Raw genomic sequence first — 16,265 nt, forward strand, 5'->3', positions numbered from 1 at the left:
GATGCATGTAGAATTTTTAAGTCATTATAGTGGTGAACTAGGTAGAGAGATGGCAATCAATCGCTATGGCCACAGTGGAACCCCGGTTGTTGTCTTCCCTTCTTCGGGAGGATCACACGCAGAATACGCTGATTTTGGTATGATAGAAGCTTGTCGTTCCTTTATCGATGCAGGAAAAGTACAGTTCTTCACCTTATCAACAGTCGATGATGAAAGTTGGTTATGCGAATGGAAACAACCACATGACCGTGCCCTAGCCCACCTAGCCTATGAACGCTATGTTATTCATGAGGCGATTCCCTTTATTAAACACAAAACGGACCGCTATGGCGGTATGCTAGCAACAGGCTGTAGTATGGGGGCCTATCATGCACTGAACTTCGCCTTACAACACCCAGATGTATTCAGCCAAGTTATTGCGCTAAGTGGCGTGTACAATGCCAGTTTCTTTGTTGGTGATTATGATGACGAGTTAATTTATCGCAATTCACCAAGCGATTATATTTGGCATCAGCATGATGAATGGTTCTTAAACTTATATCGTCAGAATGATATCATTGTTTGTACTGGACTAGGCGCGTGGGAACACGATGGACTTCCTAGCTTCTATTCTCTAAAAGACGCCTTCCAAGAAAAACAAATCCCCGCCTGGTTCGATGAATGGGGCGAAGATGTCGCACATGACTGGGTCTGGTGGCGTCAACAAATGCCTTACTTCTTAAATATCCTCTACCCATAGATCATCAAACAACCACTTCATCAATTGAAGTGGTTGTTTTTATCTCTTTACTTTAATTGATAATGCGCAATAATTTGGGCCTCAACCGCGAAGTCTAACATTACTGTCACATGATCTAAAAAAGTACGGCCGTAATCTTCAACCATCTCAGCAAAGCGTTCTGTCCGTGGCTCATGATCCATCTCAACTTCAATATTATTCGCAAACGAATAAGCAAAAATCCCTTTCATCATCTGTTCCACCATCATACTATGAACTGTTCGATAATGATCCGCCATCTGATTCAACTGCTGCAAGAAATTACCCGCCTTCGCATTGGACTCCATAATATACTGACGCATGAGGTAATTATAATTCAATTCTTTGCACTGAGCTTTAATCGTTTCAATATCTAGCTCCAGCAATTCAAGTGCCGTCAATTGTTGCTGACGCTCTTGATGAAAGCTCAAACATTCCTGTTCAACTTGTGCTGTGATTTCTGGAATAATCTCTGTCATCTTCGGCAATTCAACCATAACCGATCGCAATGTCTCCTCATCCGTCTGCGCATCAATCGCCCCAAGCAAGAATTCGATCTTAACCGTCTCTGTTCCAGCAATATCAGCTGTCAACTGCTCCCGTGCCTCTACTAATATTTTTTGATTCAGACGCTCCAAATCCACTGTTGCTGTCAACACCGACATCGGCTGCCAATCGGTCTCAAATAGTCGCATCAAATCAAATATCGTCTCACGATTCCCTCTCATTTCTCCAACCTGATAAGCCTGCAAGCGATCCATACTCACCCCAGATTGTATTGCTAACTGCTCAAGTGTTGTATTATTTTTCTCTACATAAGTGGCTAACGCCTCAACCACCTTCTGACCATCCAACTTAAACATCCCATCCCTCCTCATTCTCTTACAGTATAGCAATAATGAAAACTAACTCACAAGCTATATACTAGCTCTCCTCAATCCCCTTAATAAAACATTCTCGTTAAAGTTCCCTATTTTTTTAGCATCTAATTTTTAAAGAATGCACAAAAGATTATTGCTTCAAGCAGAAATAGATCAGTTACCCATTAAACTTAAAGATTCTCTATACTTGATTGACTTACTTAGCCTTGAATGGACTACTTCATCGCCATTAAATTCTGGACAACCGTTATTGTTCCAATCACTAAGGTAAGTATATAAACGCCTAATCGTCCCCAAGTTAAAAAATATCTCCCATCACTCTGCTCTTGCAAGCCGTCTTTGAATAAACCACGGAGCTTATACAGCAAGAATATAGTGACAATTATAACTGCCAATTGGTAAAACGGATAAAACAATGGCAAGCTAATCATCAAGAGTGTCACTAAGCTACTAATAACCGGCACTAACAGCGCATATGGAAGTAATAAAAAAATTGGGCGGTACCCTTTGTGCCGCCACCACTTCAAAAGTAGCGGAGTCGCCCCCGCATCCAGCACAATAAAAATAGATAGAATATAAAATATCGTCTGCATCAATCCAGCTCCTTTTCCCCATTATAACAAATTTTGACCATCTTCCACTAAAAACTGAGCAGTCTTTCTCAATAGCAGGTCCTGCTCCGCCACCCAAATATCTCTTTCTAAATAAGATGAAATTCGCTACATTGACCGTTCCAGTGCTTCAAATTCCTGCAATGTCATTCCTTGTTCAGTTACCCAATCAGCAGCAGATCCGCTAGATTTACCCATAACAAACTTGATTAATGCAGAAATTGAGTCAAAAGCAGCATTCTTTTGCAAAATATCATCTTTAATCCAATTATTATTTTTATATCTTGCTCTCTCTATTTTAGCCTCTTTTGAGAGTGTGGCTCCATTTTTAGAATAAATTTTGCTTCCTTCTAATAAGATATACAGATCTAATATTTTTGTGCAGTAGGCTTCGATCACTTCTGAATGTCCACGCGGTTTTCGCCTGTAGTAAAATAAATTTTCTTTATTAGGCCCCTCTATCTCCATTGATTTCCACTCTTGCTGGACTTTAGGAACAAACACCTTCATCCCTAAAGTCCCTGCCGTTAATGAAATGGTATCCACTATCCGATCTAATTCCGGATTAACTGATAAGTGTTTAAGACGGTTCGCATGATATTTTGTTTTCAACTTATATCTTTTGGTTTCACGAATTTTTCTGACAAGTGATTGCTTTATATAATTGAACTCATCCTGAGTTAAGTTCGCTTGCGACATTATAACTGCCACCGCTTCAACGAATTCATACTGCTTATTCTTCCCTATCATATCCTTAATTGATTTTACAAAATACTCTTGTCCAAAATTATTATGCCCCATAAATAAGATTTTTGAACTAGTTTCTTTATCCTGACCTAAAAGCAAATAAAAAATTAACTGTGATTTAAACTTATTGGATCTAAAATAAGATGATTGAAGTGATTCAATGGGGAATTTACATAACTGGTATAATTGATGATTATAGTTACATTCAATAATCCCATTAGGTGAGTTTTCAATTAAATTAATCGTAACTTGTGTATCTAAATTGTTCGTCATCATATGTAGCCTTTCAATTTTAAAAAATTATTTTAAGCAAATATCTTATTTACCCACTATTCCGTTAGTTCTAAAATAAATTTCCAACGTTCTTATATTTATTTTATCATAGCAACTCATTTAAATATAATCAAATATCAATAGTTCCCACCAAAAAAAGTAGCCTCGCAGCATCTTTCACCTCAGATCCTACTCAGCTACTTCATTCATATGGCTTATTTTCGTGGCTTATCATACCAGTCAGCTAAGAATTGTTCGATGACGCGTGCAAATTGAGCTAAGTCATGTTTTTTCACTTTTTCATCTACACTATGAGCTTCACTCAATTCACCAGGCCCATACATAATCGTTGGGATGCCGTATGTGTGCAACCATCCGCCGTCCGCTACCGTTGTGCTGACTCCTTGTTCTAATTCCGCATCCCAGACAGCTTCATGACACTCACGAAGCAGGTCAAATCCCGGATGTTCAGTTGGAATGGTAAAGCTGGGAAAAATCTCTCCACGATCTTCAATCATAGACTCTCCACCCCACTCGAACTGAAGCGGATTTTCTCGCAACCAAACATCTCCAGACGCCACATTGTTCAGATAAGTTTCAATTTCGGCAATGACGTCTTCATAATCTTCATTAGGTAAATAATGAACAGTTATCCACAGTTTGCATTCATCTGCAATAAAGGCTGCATGGCGCCCACCTTCGATAACAGCTGGATTAATCGTGGTTGCTCCGCTCGGCATTCCTGGATAACGCTTCATCACGGCCCAGTGCTGTTCTAACTCCTTCAATGCTTGGATGACTTTCATCATCTTCTCGATCGCACTTGCACCGAACAAACCACCACCTGCATGTACCATCTGACTGCGTGCCCCGTCATGAATGGTCTCCTTGGACTGTACGGTTATCCACCCTGTAATCACGCCACCTTGACCTAATGCTTGGTGATTACTCGTATCGAAGACTAAAGCTAAGTCCGCTTGTGGTGAATGCTCACAGGCTAATTTCGTTCCTGCTTCACCCACTTCTTCGCCCACCACCGAATGAACAATAATATCTCCTTTAGGTTGCTTCCCTGCTCGATGGAGTTTCTCCAGGACGTACAGCGCAGAACCAAACGCCCCCTTCATATCACTTGTCCCGCGTCCAATCACATAGTCGCCTTCTTCTGTTAACTCGAACGGCGGATACTCCCAAAATGCATCATCATCCACCGAAGCCACATCTACATGCCCATTCAAGATCAACTTCGGCGCCTCTGGATCTGTTCCTTTCAGCGTCCCAACAATGACACTATCATTATCATAGAGAGGAAAACGTGCCACCTCAAAATCAAGCTCTTCCAAAAATGCCTGAATCTCATCCTGCAGTGGATCCGTATTACGCGCCGGTGGACTCTCTGTATTATGCTCCACTAACCACCGAATTAACTCTATCTGTCTTGACTCCATGCTCTCCATCCTTTCTCTTTATTCTGATAATTACTTACAATAATATACCCGCTACAATAATACTACTTGGAAATCCGATTAAAAATAAATAGTCATACCAATGCACATTAACTTTCAACTTCATCGTCCGATCTTCGGAAAAACCCTTCGCTTCCATTGCTAGCGCTAATTGATCAGCCCAACGTGTCATTCGAATCAACATCGTAAACAGCGCCTTCGTATCAAACCACCGCGACTTCATATTACGCACTTGAAAGGCTAACTGTGACTGCTTATACTCTTGATGAATCAAGTTGGTTAAATTCAAGGCCGTCAGAATCGCATAACCCATACTCATCGGCATACGCCCTTGTTGGATAAAACTGGCAATCAATTCATCTTTATCGGTCGTCATCCCATAAGCTACACCAATTGAGGCAAATGCACTCAGACGGGTCCCTAGATTAATCCCATTCGTCACGGCTGGATTAACAATGATATGTGCTGCCGTATTTGCCACTTCAGCGGATGAAGGAAACAACCACGCCGTAAAAAAATAACTGACCGATATGAAGATCATCGGAATTGTAATTAATAACACATTGCGCAACTTAGCATGCTTCGACGTCAATAGACATAAGTACGCTAGGATAATAACAGCTACATTCAACTCCCACCGATACGTAAATCCTAAGGCAATTGTCCCTGCAATTAGTGCTAATGTCTTAAATGTCGGATTAATATGATCAATCATCGATTCACCTTCTTAATGGTTTTATCTTTTAGTTCTAAAACATCATCCGCATACTCATCTACTAGACGTAAATCATGACTCGTAAAAATACATGTCATGCCATTTTCTGTCAAGCTTGCTAGACTGTCCATCACCCGACGAGCATTCACAGCATCTTGTCCATAAGTCGGTTCATCAACTAAAAGGAGTTCTTGATCTCCTACCGTCATACACAACACAGCTAAGCGGCGCTGTTGTCCTTGAGATAACAACCACGGTGATCGCTCCGCCATCGCTTCTAATTGATATTGAGATAATCGCTCAACAATATCTGCCTCATCATAACTTAAACCCCATGCCTCAAAGCTTGCCTGAATCTCATCCTGAACGCTTGTCTTCACGAACTGCAGAGACGGATCTTGAAAAACAAGACCCATTCTGGCATAAAGATCCGCTTTTTTCATTTGCTGAATATCCTGTCCCGCTAATTTAATCTGACCAGAATAATCTCTTGCTCGCAACAGCGCCATGAAGAAGCTCGTCTTTCCCCCACCACTAGGACCAATCAATCCAATCATGCGTCCTTTTGGCATGGTCAAGTTCACTCGTTCCAATAATGTATGGGTCTCTTGTTCACGTCGGAACCAACGTCGGTGCTTCACCTCTGTGACGTTCTCTAACGTTAGATTATTCACTTCCAACAAAACCTCATCACTTGTTGCGGTGACCTGTTTCTTCGTATGATCCCATTCCGTATAGATGCCATTCGCTGTTAATAAGTCCCGTTGCTCAACTTCTGGCAGAACATCAGCTGATACATCAACCAATTGCCCTGACTCATCCAAGAGTAACCATCGATCAACCCATTGCCATAAATCGACTCGGTGATCAATAATCAAAAACGACTTCCCTTCTGTTTGCATTGCTTCGATTTCAGCCATATAGAACGCTACCGTCTCATCATCTACATTAGCGAACGGTTCATCCAAAATATAAAATGGCGCATCGATTAAAGTGGCACAAATAAATGCACACCGTTGCAACTCACCTCCCGAACATTCATCGAACGGTCGGTCCAGTAAATAATCTAACTGAAACCGTTCAGTATGGCGAGCAATAATCTCATCTATCTTATCCGGATCTGTCTTCACATTTTCCAGACAAAAAACGAGCTCTTCACGCAAGTTCCGCATGCTGAATGATAATCGTGCATTCTGAAAGATGGATCGGACATAATGGGTGCGTTCAACGACATTCAGTGGTAACATATCCTGCTCTTGAATACGCATCGTTCCGGACAATAAATCCCCGCCATTATCCGGATAATAACCATTAATCAATTTCATTAAGGTACTTTTTCCACTACCACTCTCCCCACACAACAAGACGGTCTGCCCAGGTTCAATTGCAAGTGATACATCATCTAAAATAGTTGTCGTCTCAAACCCAAAACTTATCTGATTTAACTCTACTAATGGCTTCACAACAATCTACCCAGACACTTTCACAACGCCAGCTTCTTTCATCTTATCACACAAGAATTTTGCTAAGAAACCAGTGAAGAACAATGAACTTGCTAGACGTACAACAAAGATAACCAGCACAAATTTCCAATCCAGTGCCAGATAATTATCTTTCCATCCTGTATAGATAAACGTTGCTATAGCACAAAAAGTAGCGCCTAACATTGTTGTCTTGTACGAATAGTCTTTATATCCAGTAACAGCAAATCCGGCTTCAACCGCCACTCCTTGAATCAATCCACTGACAAGGACCATTACTCCAAACATATTCCCAATCAGCACTTCAACTAAAGCCGCCGTAATCTCCGTTAATGTTCCGACAAATGGTTTGCGCACGAAATAAATCGTAAAGACCGGTGCCATATACCAAATTCCTTGCAACATCCCAAATCCAAGTGGAGCTAATCCCATTGGTGTCAGAAGTGCTGTCAATGTTGATCCTAAGTAAACAGCCAGTAAATAGATAATACCTAATACTACCGTCACCAGTGACATAAAAATATAATCGCGTAATTGTAATGGTTCTTTATTCATCGATATCTCCTCCTGGAATATTCATGTGCAACGTTAATTCAATGACATAATGACTGACTCGTTCCTGCACAAACCAACATACATCTTCCAAATAATGAAACACCTCATGCACATCGCCCGACAGAACTGTCCCATAATGAGCTGACTCCTTGATCACACCGCGGTCAATCCCTTTATTCACAGCATCAGCAATCACCGACATATAGTCTGCTTGCCCAAGTGGATAGAGAGAAAACTGCCCCAATACATCAAAGTGAATATCTGCCACACTAGAGGCATTCACTCGCTTATTCTCTGACTCCGGAGCTTTATAATCACTATCTACATCGCCCGGACACCCTTGTGAAATCGTCGCATGTAAGCTCATATGCGTGCCTTCTTGATAAGCATGTAGTATACAAGCAGCTAGTGCATCGAATACCGCTTCTTGCTCACCCCGGTAAGTCGTTCCAACATGCGTCGTCTGCGCCCACACATTGGACAAATCAACTTGTCCAACTGCTCCTAATATAATATCGACAAACTGATCGCTCATCGGGCTCAGCGTAAAATTCACCCCTACAATATCTTGCTTAGAACCTGGTACCCCTGCTTGACATTCACCATAACTTACATATTCCATAATTATCACAATCCTTTCTAATAACCTAACACTGACCAGCTAAACCTTAAAAAAATTCCATGCAAAAAAGCCACCTCCCTATCATTGGAAAGTGGCCTGACTCATAAATCAATTAACTCATATGAAATAAATGGATTTCAGTTATTAATCAATCCAAAATTCATTCCATCATATATTGGCACTTCCCTACGCTAGTATCACCTAGATCAGGTTCAAAGGGTCAGATATCTCTTCTCAGCAAATTGCTCCCCTAGTACGTCTATTCAATTGTAACTCAACTCTAGCATACCCATTACCTAATGTCAATTGCCTTCACCGTTTTAGAGTACAATGTCGTATGCCAAGCAATAAACAACTCAATACTTCGAGATTTCCCCTATGGTTTACTTAACTTAATTGTTCCAATTCAGTCTCGATCGCCTGCATGATATGATCCCAGGAATGTGTTAGGATGCGGCGGTGAATGTCTTCGGGAATTCTTTCTTGATTTTTAATTCGTTCGATTTGCTTGTCTATTCCCTGAGCTAATCTTTCGACAAAGGGATCAATCTCCGATTCGTATGGTTCATCAATTGACTTCAACTTCGGCATATCAACATATTCAATGGCACTACTTTGGTTAATGTCATCACCAAGTGTTTGGATCAGCCCTTCGATTTCAGTCACTACCACACGCATGCCACAACCTAATGCTTCAATCGCAATCAGACCGAGTCCCTCATAATAACTAGGCAACACATAGATATCGGCTGCTCTCATTTGATTGGCCAAAGTCAGTTGACTAGATGTATTGCTGATCTGAAAATTCATGGAATGACCTGTATTCTCCCACAACATTATTTTTTCATCTATATCAACATTTCCGATTAGATTAAGCTGAAGATTATCATGTTTTTCTTCTAGCGTTTTAAATGATTTGCACAACTCATAGACACCTTTGGCATGGGATAATTTCCCGGCAAATAAAATATTTATCCGCCCTTCATTTTCTCGAGGCGAGTCCGGTCTGTAAAAAATATTGCTATTATAGCCGCCTCCCATAACGATAATTTTTTCTTTATCCACGTTGAAAATATCTGAAATGGGCGCTACATCTTTTTGACTTAATGCCAAAACTTTGTCAGCTCGGTTTAAATCATGGACCCAGTTTTCAAATAATTCCGGATTTAGGTTCGTTTGTCTAATGTCTGTCCCATGATTGATAAGCATGACCGGTTTGTCATCAAACACATCAAGCACTAAGCTACTTAGCATCCAGCAGTGATGTGAAATAATTACATCCGGTTCGAATGCTTCCTTTGCTGTTTCCAATTGCTTTAAAAAAGCCGCGCGCCAATTGCTGATCATTTCCTGAGTCAGATCACTGTACTTAGTAGATTCATATGGCATCTCATCACTCATACCCACTATGGGAAATGTCAACGTGCCTTGTTTAAATTCAACCGGATATTTTTTTGTTTGTTCCGCAAACTCTATGGGGATACCGTCTTGCACACCGTAAACCACCGCATTTTCGTGTTGTTTTTCCATGTATTGAACAGTGTTGGTAAAATAGACGCCACTCCCCGTTTTTTTAGGAAGTTGAGCTAACACATGAAGTATTCTCATATAACCATCCTTTTCTTAATCAATATCAATTTTCTATTGCAGTAGAACCACAATAGGTTTCTTTATTTTTCACACTCTAAATCAGTCATCAGGATACGAACAATCCAAATTAAACCAACTAATAAAGCAACATGTCCTCATCTTGCAAACCCGAAAACATCGCATCATTATATAATCGATAGCATGTTTCTTTTAGTCCATTCCCTAAGATTGCCTCGGACCTTTCTCCTATCAGGTACAAGTTTACTACTTGTAACTTAAATTCACAAGCATATTTATTATTATCCTTCAGACTACCCGCTTTTAACAGCATGATATTTTACTCAAATTTTGGCACCGATATCTTGTGGCATCCAATATTTCCCCATAAAAAAGACCCCTTAAGTTAGTCTGTAACTCTAACTTAAGGGGGGCTAGTCATTAAAAAGTAAGCGAAAACCAAATGGACATCAAGAAAATAATAACATACATAATTAATTAGCCGATTGATATCGACGTAAACCTATGGACCACTGAAGATCTACCAGTTTTTTTAGCACAAATGTTACAGCAACAGAGTATATCATTAAAATTGAAGTCTCATCTCCACTAATCACCTCTATAGGTAAATTAGTCATCATAAGGATAGGAACACCATATCCCAGTATTATTTGAATATATTTTGGATAAATCGCTCTAGGCTTAGTCGCAAATGCAAACAAATACTCCGGAAGAGCAACAAATGACTCTGAATTTTCAACCCAAAATGCTAAGGATACCATTAATTGACTGATGTAATAATATTGAGTAACGCCTAAAATTACTAACAAGGCATATATCACCCATTGATACCATACAATCGAGAAGTCTTGATAAATATATCTAATCATAGCGATTGGAATAATCATGTTAGCTAAACTTGGCAAATCAAAAATTCTTATACTAGATAAAAATAGTGTGTTTAACGGTTTAATCAGTATATAATCTAATTCACCTTCTAAAATCATATAACTGAATGCTTCATGTTGCATAATAAATAAAAAGTTATACATATGTTGAATTAACGTTGCAGTTGCTACTAACAATATAACCTTTGATTGGCCCCATCCAGCGATTGAATCCGTGAATTGAAAGAACACAGTTACACTCAATATTTCTGCAATAATAAATAGTGTAGAAAACAAAATGGTTAATATCGCTGTTGTTCGATAAATTAATAATTGTTTTATACTAATCTCAAATGACTTCACTATCACACCGATATATTGTCTCATGATAACACCTCTTCATAGCGTTTCAGCGATATATTCCAAATAATATGGTGCAATACTAAAAACAGAACCAGATAAAACAAGGATAAGTTAATATAAAATATGATTTCATCAAACCCTATATTCCCTTGTAAGTTCTTAATATTAACATAACTAAACAGTGGAAATGGAGAAAATCTCACCACGTTATATACTCCTTTTGGCAACAAGTCTAATGGGAAGTACCCGCCTCCAGCTAACATGATTAAAGCATTATACAAAGGTTTAAGCGGCCAAGTATCGGTCAAATAAAATACAATATTCCCAACCAACATACCAAATACAAACATGCAAAGAAAATTGATCAGAAGACTAGCGACACTAAGAAAAAAATACGTTTCAGTATCATCAGTTATCATGGCATAATTTAGAATAATAATAATGGATAATATTACACCGTCAACGACCTTATTTGCTAACTCTGCCGCAAATATATCCCCCATAAATGAATATGGTTTTAAAATGTACTGGCTTAACTTTCCTGTTTTTACTAAATCGCCGATCTTAAATATATGTCTTGGAAAAAATATCGGGGCAATTACCATAGATAATATAATATAACTTACCATCGTCATAAAACTATAACCTTTGACTGATCCTGCCATGTACACACTTTTCCACACATAAAATAAGGTTAATCCTTCAATTATCCGTCCAACCAATCCCATGTTAAAATTAGCACGATACATTAAAGATCTTTTTAGATTCACTTTAAAAATTTCAATGTATTTACCCATCGACATATCCTTTCTCGTATAAATTGATCAACAACGATTCAAGTGTATTGCGTTCTATCTGGATATCCTCGAAATTAACATGGTGTAATAGTTTATTTAGAATATGAGATTCATCCTTCTTAGCAACGGTGATTATATACGTACCCTCGCTATATTCAAAATCATCCGATAAATTCTTCTCAAACTCACGGGATTGTTTATGGTTAATGCTAATTGTTACGGAATCTTCTAATTCAATATGTCCTATTTCTTCATGCAACAGAATTTTTTTATCGGATAAGACAACAACATCATCACACGTGTTTTCTATATCCTTAATGTAATGACTAGTAATGATGACGGTTTTATTTCTAGCTTTAAATTTCTTAATCATCTCGTGTACTTCTAATTGAGCTTTTAAATCCAGTCCTATAGTTGGTTCATCTAGCAACAACAACTTCGGATCATGGATTATAGCAACTAGTATTTCAAATTTCATTCTTTCTCCAAGTGACAATTTTCTCACAGGCGTATTCAGTTTATCGGCAACATTCATTTGTGCTACATACTCCGTTACCCTTGATCTAAACACATCATTTGGAATATCATATATTTTTTGTGAAATTTTAAGTGTATCCATTGGGGGTAGATCCCATATAAGTGCTGACTTCTGGCCAAATAGCACCCCAATATTTTTCAAAAAATCTTTTTCTTTTTTATATGGATTATACCCCATCACTTGTACATAACAATCAGTATGCAGTAATCCACACATTATTTTTAACAATGTAGTTTTTCCCGCACCATTCGCACCGAGTAATCCAATAATTTTCCCTTCTGGAATACTTAAATCGATGTCATCAAATACTATATGATTCTCGTATTTTCGATTAAAAAAATCTTTAATGACACCAAATTTTTCATCACTTCTCTGAAATGTTTTGTAGCAGTATGAAAGATTATTGATTTCAATCATAATAATTATCTCTCCCCTCTGTAAACCTTCTTAAATAGTTCATCCCTCGTTTAGATGGCATTCTGATATTTCCCGACCTGATTAAATGAAACGGTTCGGCTCCCAATATAATTACTTTTACAGTGGAGTTGAGCCCTCTAGTTTTTCGATTACATATTTTGTTCCAGTTGCCTTTATTACTTTTGGCTAACTATACTTACCACTTCGATAGTTGAAGTTAGTTATTTTCTGCCTATTGTTTTAATAATATCCGCCCTAATCATTCCCTATCCTCCAACTCTCCTTTAAAACGTTTATATATGCATGATAATTTAAATAACCATTAAAAAAATTATACCAAATACATTATCTTTTTACACCTGTAAGATTAATTATCTAAGCAGACATTCACCCTACAGTTATTCAATGCCAAGAATCCTAAAAAAGAACCTCTTACGTTAGTGTTTAAGTCTAACATAAGGAGGCTATTCGAAACTCACTATTTAATTCTCTCCAATATTTATCTCAGTTATAGTTTTTCAGTTTCTATAACGATTAAATTAACCAGGTGTGTAGTTCTTCATGATTATTTCCCACTTTATGATAGAAAAATTGAAATAGCTATTTACAAGGTTTTCTAACAATCACTTTGGTTAATAAAAGTTGGTTTTTCCGTATTATTCTTTATTTTCAGAAAAATAGTATCATTATTGTATCAATATTATTACGAGAGAGAGCTTCTTCTAGTTATTTATCATCATCTAAATGATTAGAAAAAAGAAGATCTTCTATTACATACTGAACTTTTTGCTTAATAGTTCGAGCATTTTCTTTTTCGGTTAAAATTTTAGGACTAACAGCAGCATAAACATCATCCAATGAAAGTATATCCGAGTATTCCTCTTTTCTATCTTTTAGCTCCTTCAACACAATAGAATAAATTGTTGAAACATCAAACTCTTTAAAATGAACAAATTTATCTATCCTATAGTATATTGGTAAACCTAAATGTTCCATTATTTCACGTTCATTTTGATAGTTAGAAGTTAATATAATTACTAGCCCCGAAATATCTACATCATACGTAGCATCTTTAAATGTAGTGTTGTCAAATAAAGTATAAAAAGCAGAAAAGAAATACTCTGGACACTTATCCATCTCATCAAAAAACAGTAAATTTGATTCTCGTTCTAATAAATCATATGCAAAACTTCGTCTATTAGGCGATTTACCAAAGAAATAATCAGAATATACACTGTTTTTAAACATTGATAGATGCTTTTCTAAATATTTATAATTAAAAAAATTTTTTGAAATTTCACGTACGAGTTCTGTTTTTCCTAAACTACTTTTCCCATAAAACATAATCACATATGGTTTTTTTCTATTAACTTTTGTTAAATACCACAAGCTTTTACTGACTTCTCTAATTGCGGGATCTTGTCCAATTATATTATCCTTGACAGCATTGATATTCATATCAAATTTCTTAGAATCTTTAAGCATCTCATACTTTTGTTTTTGTTCTTTTAAGATAATTATTTCACGTTTATCTAAATCTTGAAGATATTCACGTAATATTCTAGGAGGATTGTGCAAATAAATGCTTGCATTATCTGTAGTCAACTCTTCTATTATAGAAGGCAACCTATCGTGAGCTGCTTCCACAATTCCATGATAATTATTATTTTCAAGAACTAAACAATTCACTCTTATATCACAATCTATATTATTCTTTTTTCTGTAATCCGAAATTTGTATTAACTCTAAAAAATATTTAGAATTTCTCAAATTACTTTTACTTAGCACATTCTCAAAGTAGGTTTTAGAGCCAATGATTATATTATATTCTCTTTTAAAATCCATCTAATTCTCCTCATCAATGCTTGCATATACAACATCAAAGAGTTTTACTGTGTCTTCTTGTTTAAATTCATTTATAGTGGCTTTTGATTCATATTGTATATGTGGAGGATAAATCTCTGCTAATGTATCTCCTGTTTGTGTTTTTGTGGAGAATAAATTTTCCATTTCATTAATATATTTAAGAAAATCAAATCTTTCTTTCTCAAACTCTCCTACTGGTATACAGTAAAGAGTCATATTCGTCGTAAGTAAATCATTCCTTTTGTAGTTACTAACAAATGCAGTATTGTTAAACCTAACATATCGCTTGTCATCTATTCTATACGTATCATATCCATCATAATTATCCATTACATTCTTAAACTCTCGAGTATCTAAATCATCGATTCCACCCTTGATTATACGAAGATATCCACCAGCCATTCTCAAGACTGTTGATGAATTTTGTACATCGTTAATTTGAATGCTCTTCATCTTAGTTAGTCTAGATTTTAATTTTTCAAACTCTGAAATTTCTGTTGATGTAATAGATGTTAAGGAATCCTTTTGACGAAGATATGATACATCTATTTTACCTGTAAATAAAAATTTTAATCTTGATAAAAAAGGTACATTAAATTTTGTCTTAAGTTCTCCCCCAATATTAAGCTCCCCTTTAAACTTAGAAGTTGAAGTTGACTCAGATTTATATACTTTCTCTCCTTCGTTCATCTCTTGTAGTATGTTTTTAATTGTTTCTTTGTCAAAGTAAATAATTTTGTTTAATCTTTTTTCGCTAATAATAATACTCCTTCTTTATCTTTCAGCAATCTGTTAGAAAATTTACTAAAATTAAGTTTGATTAATCAGTATCAAGTTTTCTAGTATATAAATTCATTAATTCGCTCACACATTCTGACTCAGACATATTTCACCAATTAAATCCATAAACATTCATAATAGCTTTAGCATTCTCTTGATGAGCTTTCCTTAATTTAGGAGGCATAGTAAGTTCATTATATAAATCAGCATATAACCAATCTGAGTACAAATCTCTTGATCTTATAATTTCTGTTCCAGTTTGATTTAGCCTCATCTTTACTTCATCATCTGTGATTCTGCTATCCAACCAAAGGGCTGTTCTTACTACTTAAACAGCAAAGTCATTTATTTCAATTCTATAAAACTGACCTATAGAGATTTTAATAGGATTATGAATTGTCCCATAACTATTTGGTTCCCCTATAACTCTTTAAGGATTTTATTTTTTAATCTACGTAGATATATAAGTTTCCGTTAGGAAGTTACCACTGCCATCAGTAGGATCTAAAAACTTAAGAGACGCATCTTGTTCTGTAATTCCTCAAGTCTTCTTTTCTTTATACTAATAGTTTTTAAAGATAGTGTTTCCTTAAAATATTTTCGTATGATTAATGTTCACAGGACATACTTCCTATTCTTCTTAGAGGACTGATATGGGCTTATTGTACCACAAATGATTCTTTTAAATTTCTATTTTAATTTTACAATGAAGGATTCTTAAAAAACTTATCCCTTATTTTTCTATACCTATATAAATCTTTCACGAATGTACTATCTAATTTATTTTCTAAATTTTTCTGCCGCTTATTTATTTCTGTTACATTTGAAAAATCTATAGAATAATTATTTGAGTTCTTTCTTATTCCATTAATATGGTTTAAAACTCGCAATGTTACCTCAAAGAATTCATCTTCTTTATCTT

At 36.5% G+C, this 16,265-nt stretch carries 16 protein-coding genes, 1 pseudogene and 1 riboswitch; of the genes and pseudogenes, 1 reads left to right on the forward strand and 16 read right to left on the reverse strand.

Going from position 1 to position 16,265, the window contains the following annotated elements; all coding sequences use genetic code 11:
- Position 1 precedes the first annotated feature (1 nt).
- A complete protein-coding gene (locus HMPREF9703_RS07820; protein ID WP_004636887.1) occupies positions 2-739 on the forward strand; it encodes an esterase family protein in 738 nt (245 codons plus the stop codon).
- Between the two features lie 47 nt (positions 740-786).
- On the opposite strand, the gene HMPREF9703_RS07825 is transcribed toward HMPREF9703_RS07820, so the two are convergent.
- The 16 genes and pseudogenes from HMPREF9703_RS07825 to HMPREF9703_RS09140 all read right to left on the reverse strand — a co-directional run.
- On the reverse strand, positions 787-1,620 hold the full coding sequence (locus HMPREF9703_RS07825; RefSeq protein WP_004636890.1) for a hypothetical protein: 834 nt from the start codon (positions 1,618-1,620) through the stop codon (positions 787-789).
- 233 nt (positions 1,621-1,853) lie between these two features.
- Positions 1,854-2,231 (reverse strand): hypothetical protein, encoded by a 378-nt coding sequence (locus HMPREF9703_RS07830; RefSeq protein ID WP_004636891.1) that lies wholly within the window; start codon positions 2,229-2,231, stop codon positions 1,854-1,856.
- 126 nt (positions 2,232-2,357) lie between these two features.
- Entirely contained in the window at positions 2,358-3,269 is a 912-nt protein-coding gene (locus HMPREF9703_RS07835) for a GIY-YIG nuclease family protein (RefSeq protein ID WP_040377050.1), read from the reverse strand.
- Positions 3,270-3,484: 215 nt separating this feature from the next.
- Positions 3,485-4,726, reverse strand: coding sequence for an acetylornithine deacetylase (locus tag HMPREF9703_RS07840; RefSeq protein WP_218914828.1), 1,242 nt, complete (start codon positions 4,724-4,726; stop codon positions 3,485-3,487).
- Positions 4,727-4,751: 25 nt separating this feature from the next.
- Complete coding sequence (locus HMPREF9703_RS07845; protein ID WP_004636897.1) at positions 4,752-5,450, reverse strand: energy-coupling factor transporter transmembrane component T family protein; 699 nt, start codon at positions 5,448-5,450, stop codon at positions 4,752-4,754.
- A complete protein-coding gene (locus HMPREF9703_RS07850) occupies positions 5,447-6,913 on the reverse strand; it encodes an ABC transporter ATP-binding protein (protein WP_004636898.1) in 1,467 nt (488 codons plus the stop codon). Before HMPREF9703_RS07850 ends, HMPREF9703_RS07845 begins: the two co-directional genes overlap by 4 nt.
- Positions 6,914-6,919: 6 nt before the next feature.
- A complete protein-coding gene (locus HMPREF9703_RS07855; protein ID WP_004636901.1) occupies positions 6,920-7,486 on the reverse strand; it encodes an ECF transporter S component in 567 nt (188 codons plus the stop codon).
- Entirely contained in the window at positions 7,479-8,108 is a 630-nt protein-coding gene (locus HMPREF9703_RS07860) for a YkoF family thiamine/hydroxymethylpyrimidine-binding protein (protein WP_004636904.1), read from the reverse strand. The genes HMPREF9703_RS07855 and HMPREF9703_RS07860 overlap by 8 nt, the downstream gene beginning before the upstream one ends.
- A gap of 166 nt (positions 8,109-8,274) precedes the next feature.
- Positions 8,275-8,370, reverse strand: a riboswitch (TPP riboswitch).
- A 125-nt stretch (positions 8,371-8,495) separates the two neighbouring features.
- Positions 8,496-9,716: a glycosyltransferase family 4 protein gene (locus HMPREF9703_RS07865; RefSeq protein ID WP_004636906.1), complete on the reverse strand. Its 1,221-nt coding sequence runs from the start codon at positions 9,714-9,716 to the stop codon at positions 8,496-8,498.
- A gap of 473 nt (positions 9,717-10,189) precedes the next feature.
- Complete coding sequence (locus HMPREF9703_RS07875; protein ID WP_004636910.1) at positions 10,190-10,969, reverse strand: ABC transporter permease; 780 nt, start codon at positions 10,967-10,969, stop codon at positions 10,190-10,192.
- Positions 10,966-11,742 carry an ABC transporter permease gene (locus HMPREF9703_RS07880; protein WP_004636911.1) on the reverse strand — a complete coding sequence of 259 codons (777 nt, stop codon included), beginning with the start codon at positions 11,740-11,742 and terminating at the stop codon, positions 10,966-10,968. The genes HMPREF9703_RS07875 and HMPREF9703_RS07880 overlap by 4 nt, the downstream gene beginning before the upstream one ends.
- Entirely contained in the window at positions 11,735-12,697 is a 963-nt protein-coding gene (locus HMPREF9703_RS07885; RefSeq protein ID WP_004636913.1) for an ATP-binding cassette domain-containing protein, read from the reverse strand. Before HMPREF9703_RS07885 ends, HMPREF9703_RS07880 begins: the two co-directional genes overlap by 8 nt.
- A gap of 726 nt (positions 12,698-13,423) precedes the next feature.
- Positions 13,424-14,542, reverse strand: a complete 1,119-nt coding sequence (locus HMPREF9703_RS07890; RefSeq protein ID WP_004636914.1) for an AAA family ATPase — start codon at positions 14,540-14,542, stop codon at positions 13,424-13,426.
- Positions 14,543-15,253, reverse strand: coding sequence for a DUF6414 family protein (locus HMPREF9703_RS07895; RefSeq protein WP_004636916.1), 711 nt, complete (start codon positions 15,251-15,253; stop codon positions 14,543-14,545).
- A 199-nt stretch (positions 15,254-15,452) separates the two neighbouring features.
- Positions 15,453-15,866, reverse strand: a pseudogene (locus tag HMPREF9703_RS09320) (DNA methyltransferase); the annotation flags it as partial.
- 178 nt (positions 15,867-16,044) lie between these two features.
- Positions 16,045-16,265: hypothetical protein (locus HMPREF9703_RS09140; protein WP_004636918.1), on the reverse strand; the 221-nt coding region annotated here is incomplete at its 5' end.

Origin of the sequence: Dolosigranulum pigrum ATCC 51524 (assembly GCF_000245815.1) — a bacterium.
Taxonomy (GTDB): Bacteria; Bacillota; Bacilli; order Lactobacillales; family Carnobacteriaceae_A; genus Dolosigranulum; species Dolosigranulum pigrum.

What these genes read in the sequence shown, in the direction of transcription:
- HMPREF9703_RS07820 (WP_004636887.1), top strand. Translation starts at nt 2, where the DNA reads ATGCATGTAGAATTTTTAAGTCATTATAGTGGTGAACTAGGTAGAGAG.
- HMPREF9703_RS07855 (WP_004636901.1), bottom strand. Translation starts at nt 7,486, where the DNA reads ATGAATAAAGAACCATTACAATTACGCGATTATATTTTTATGTCACTG.
- HMPREF9703_RS07895 (WP_004636916.1), bottom strand. Translation starts at nt 15,253, where the DNA reads ATGAACGAAGGAGAGAAAGTATATAAATCTGAGTCAACTTCAACTTCT.
- HMPREF9703_RS07865 (WP_004636906.1), bottom strand. Translation starts at nt 9,716, where the DNA reads ATGAGAATACTTCATGTGTTAGCTCAACTTCCTAAAAAAACGGGGAGT.
- HMPREF9703_RS07885 (WP_004636913.1), bottom strand. Translation starts at nt 12,697, where the DNA reads ATGATTGAAATCAATAATCTTTCATACTGCTACAAAACATTTCAGAGA.
- HMPREF9703_RS07890 (WP_004636914.1), bottom strand. Translation starts at nt 14,542, where the DNA reads ATGGATTTTAAAAGAGAATATAATATAATCATTGGCTCTAAAACCTAC.
- HMPREF9703_RS07840 (WP_218914828.1), bottom strand. Translation starts at nt 4,726, where the DNA reads ATGGAGAGCATGGAGTCAAGACAGATAGAGTTAATTCGGTGGTTAGTG.
- HMPREF9703_RS07830 (WP_004636891.1), bottom strand. Translation starts at nt 2,231, where the DNA reads ATGCAGACGATATTTTATATTCTATCTATTTTTATTGTGCTGGATGCG.
- HMPREF9703_RS07880 (WP_004636911.1), bottom strand. Translation starts at nt 11,742, where the DNA reads ATGGGTAAATACATTGAAATTTTTAAAGTGAATCTAAAAAGATCTTTA.
- HMPREF9703_RS07825 (WP_004636890.1), bottom strand. Translation starts at nt 1,620, where the DNA reads ATGTTTAAGTTGGATGGTCAGAAGGTGGTTGAGGCGTTAGCCACTTAT.
- HMPREF9703_RS07860 (WP_004636904.1), bottom strand. Translation starts at nt 8,108, where the DNA reads ATGGAATATGTAAGTTATGGTGAATGTCAAGCAGGGGTACCAGGTTCT.
- HMPREF9703_RS07835 (WP_040377050.1), bottom strand. Translation starts at nt 3,269, where the DNA reads ATGACGAACAATTTAGATACACAAGTTACGATTAATTTAATTGAAAAC.
- HMPREF9703_RS07875 (WP_004636910.1), bottom strand. Translation starts at nt 10,969, where the DNA reads ATGAGACAATATATCGGTGTGATAGTGAAGTCATTTGAGATTAGTATA.
- HMPREF9703_RS07845 (WP_004636897.1), bottom strand. Translation starts at nt 5,450, where the DNA reads ATGATTGATCATATTAATCCGACATTTAAGACATTAGCACTAATTGCA.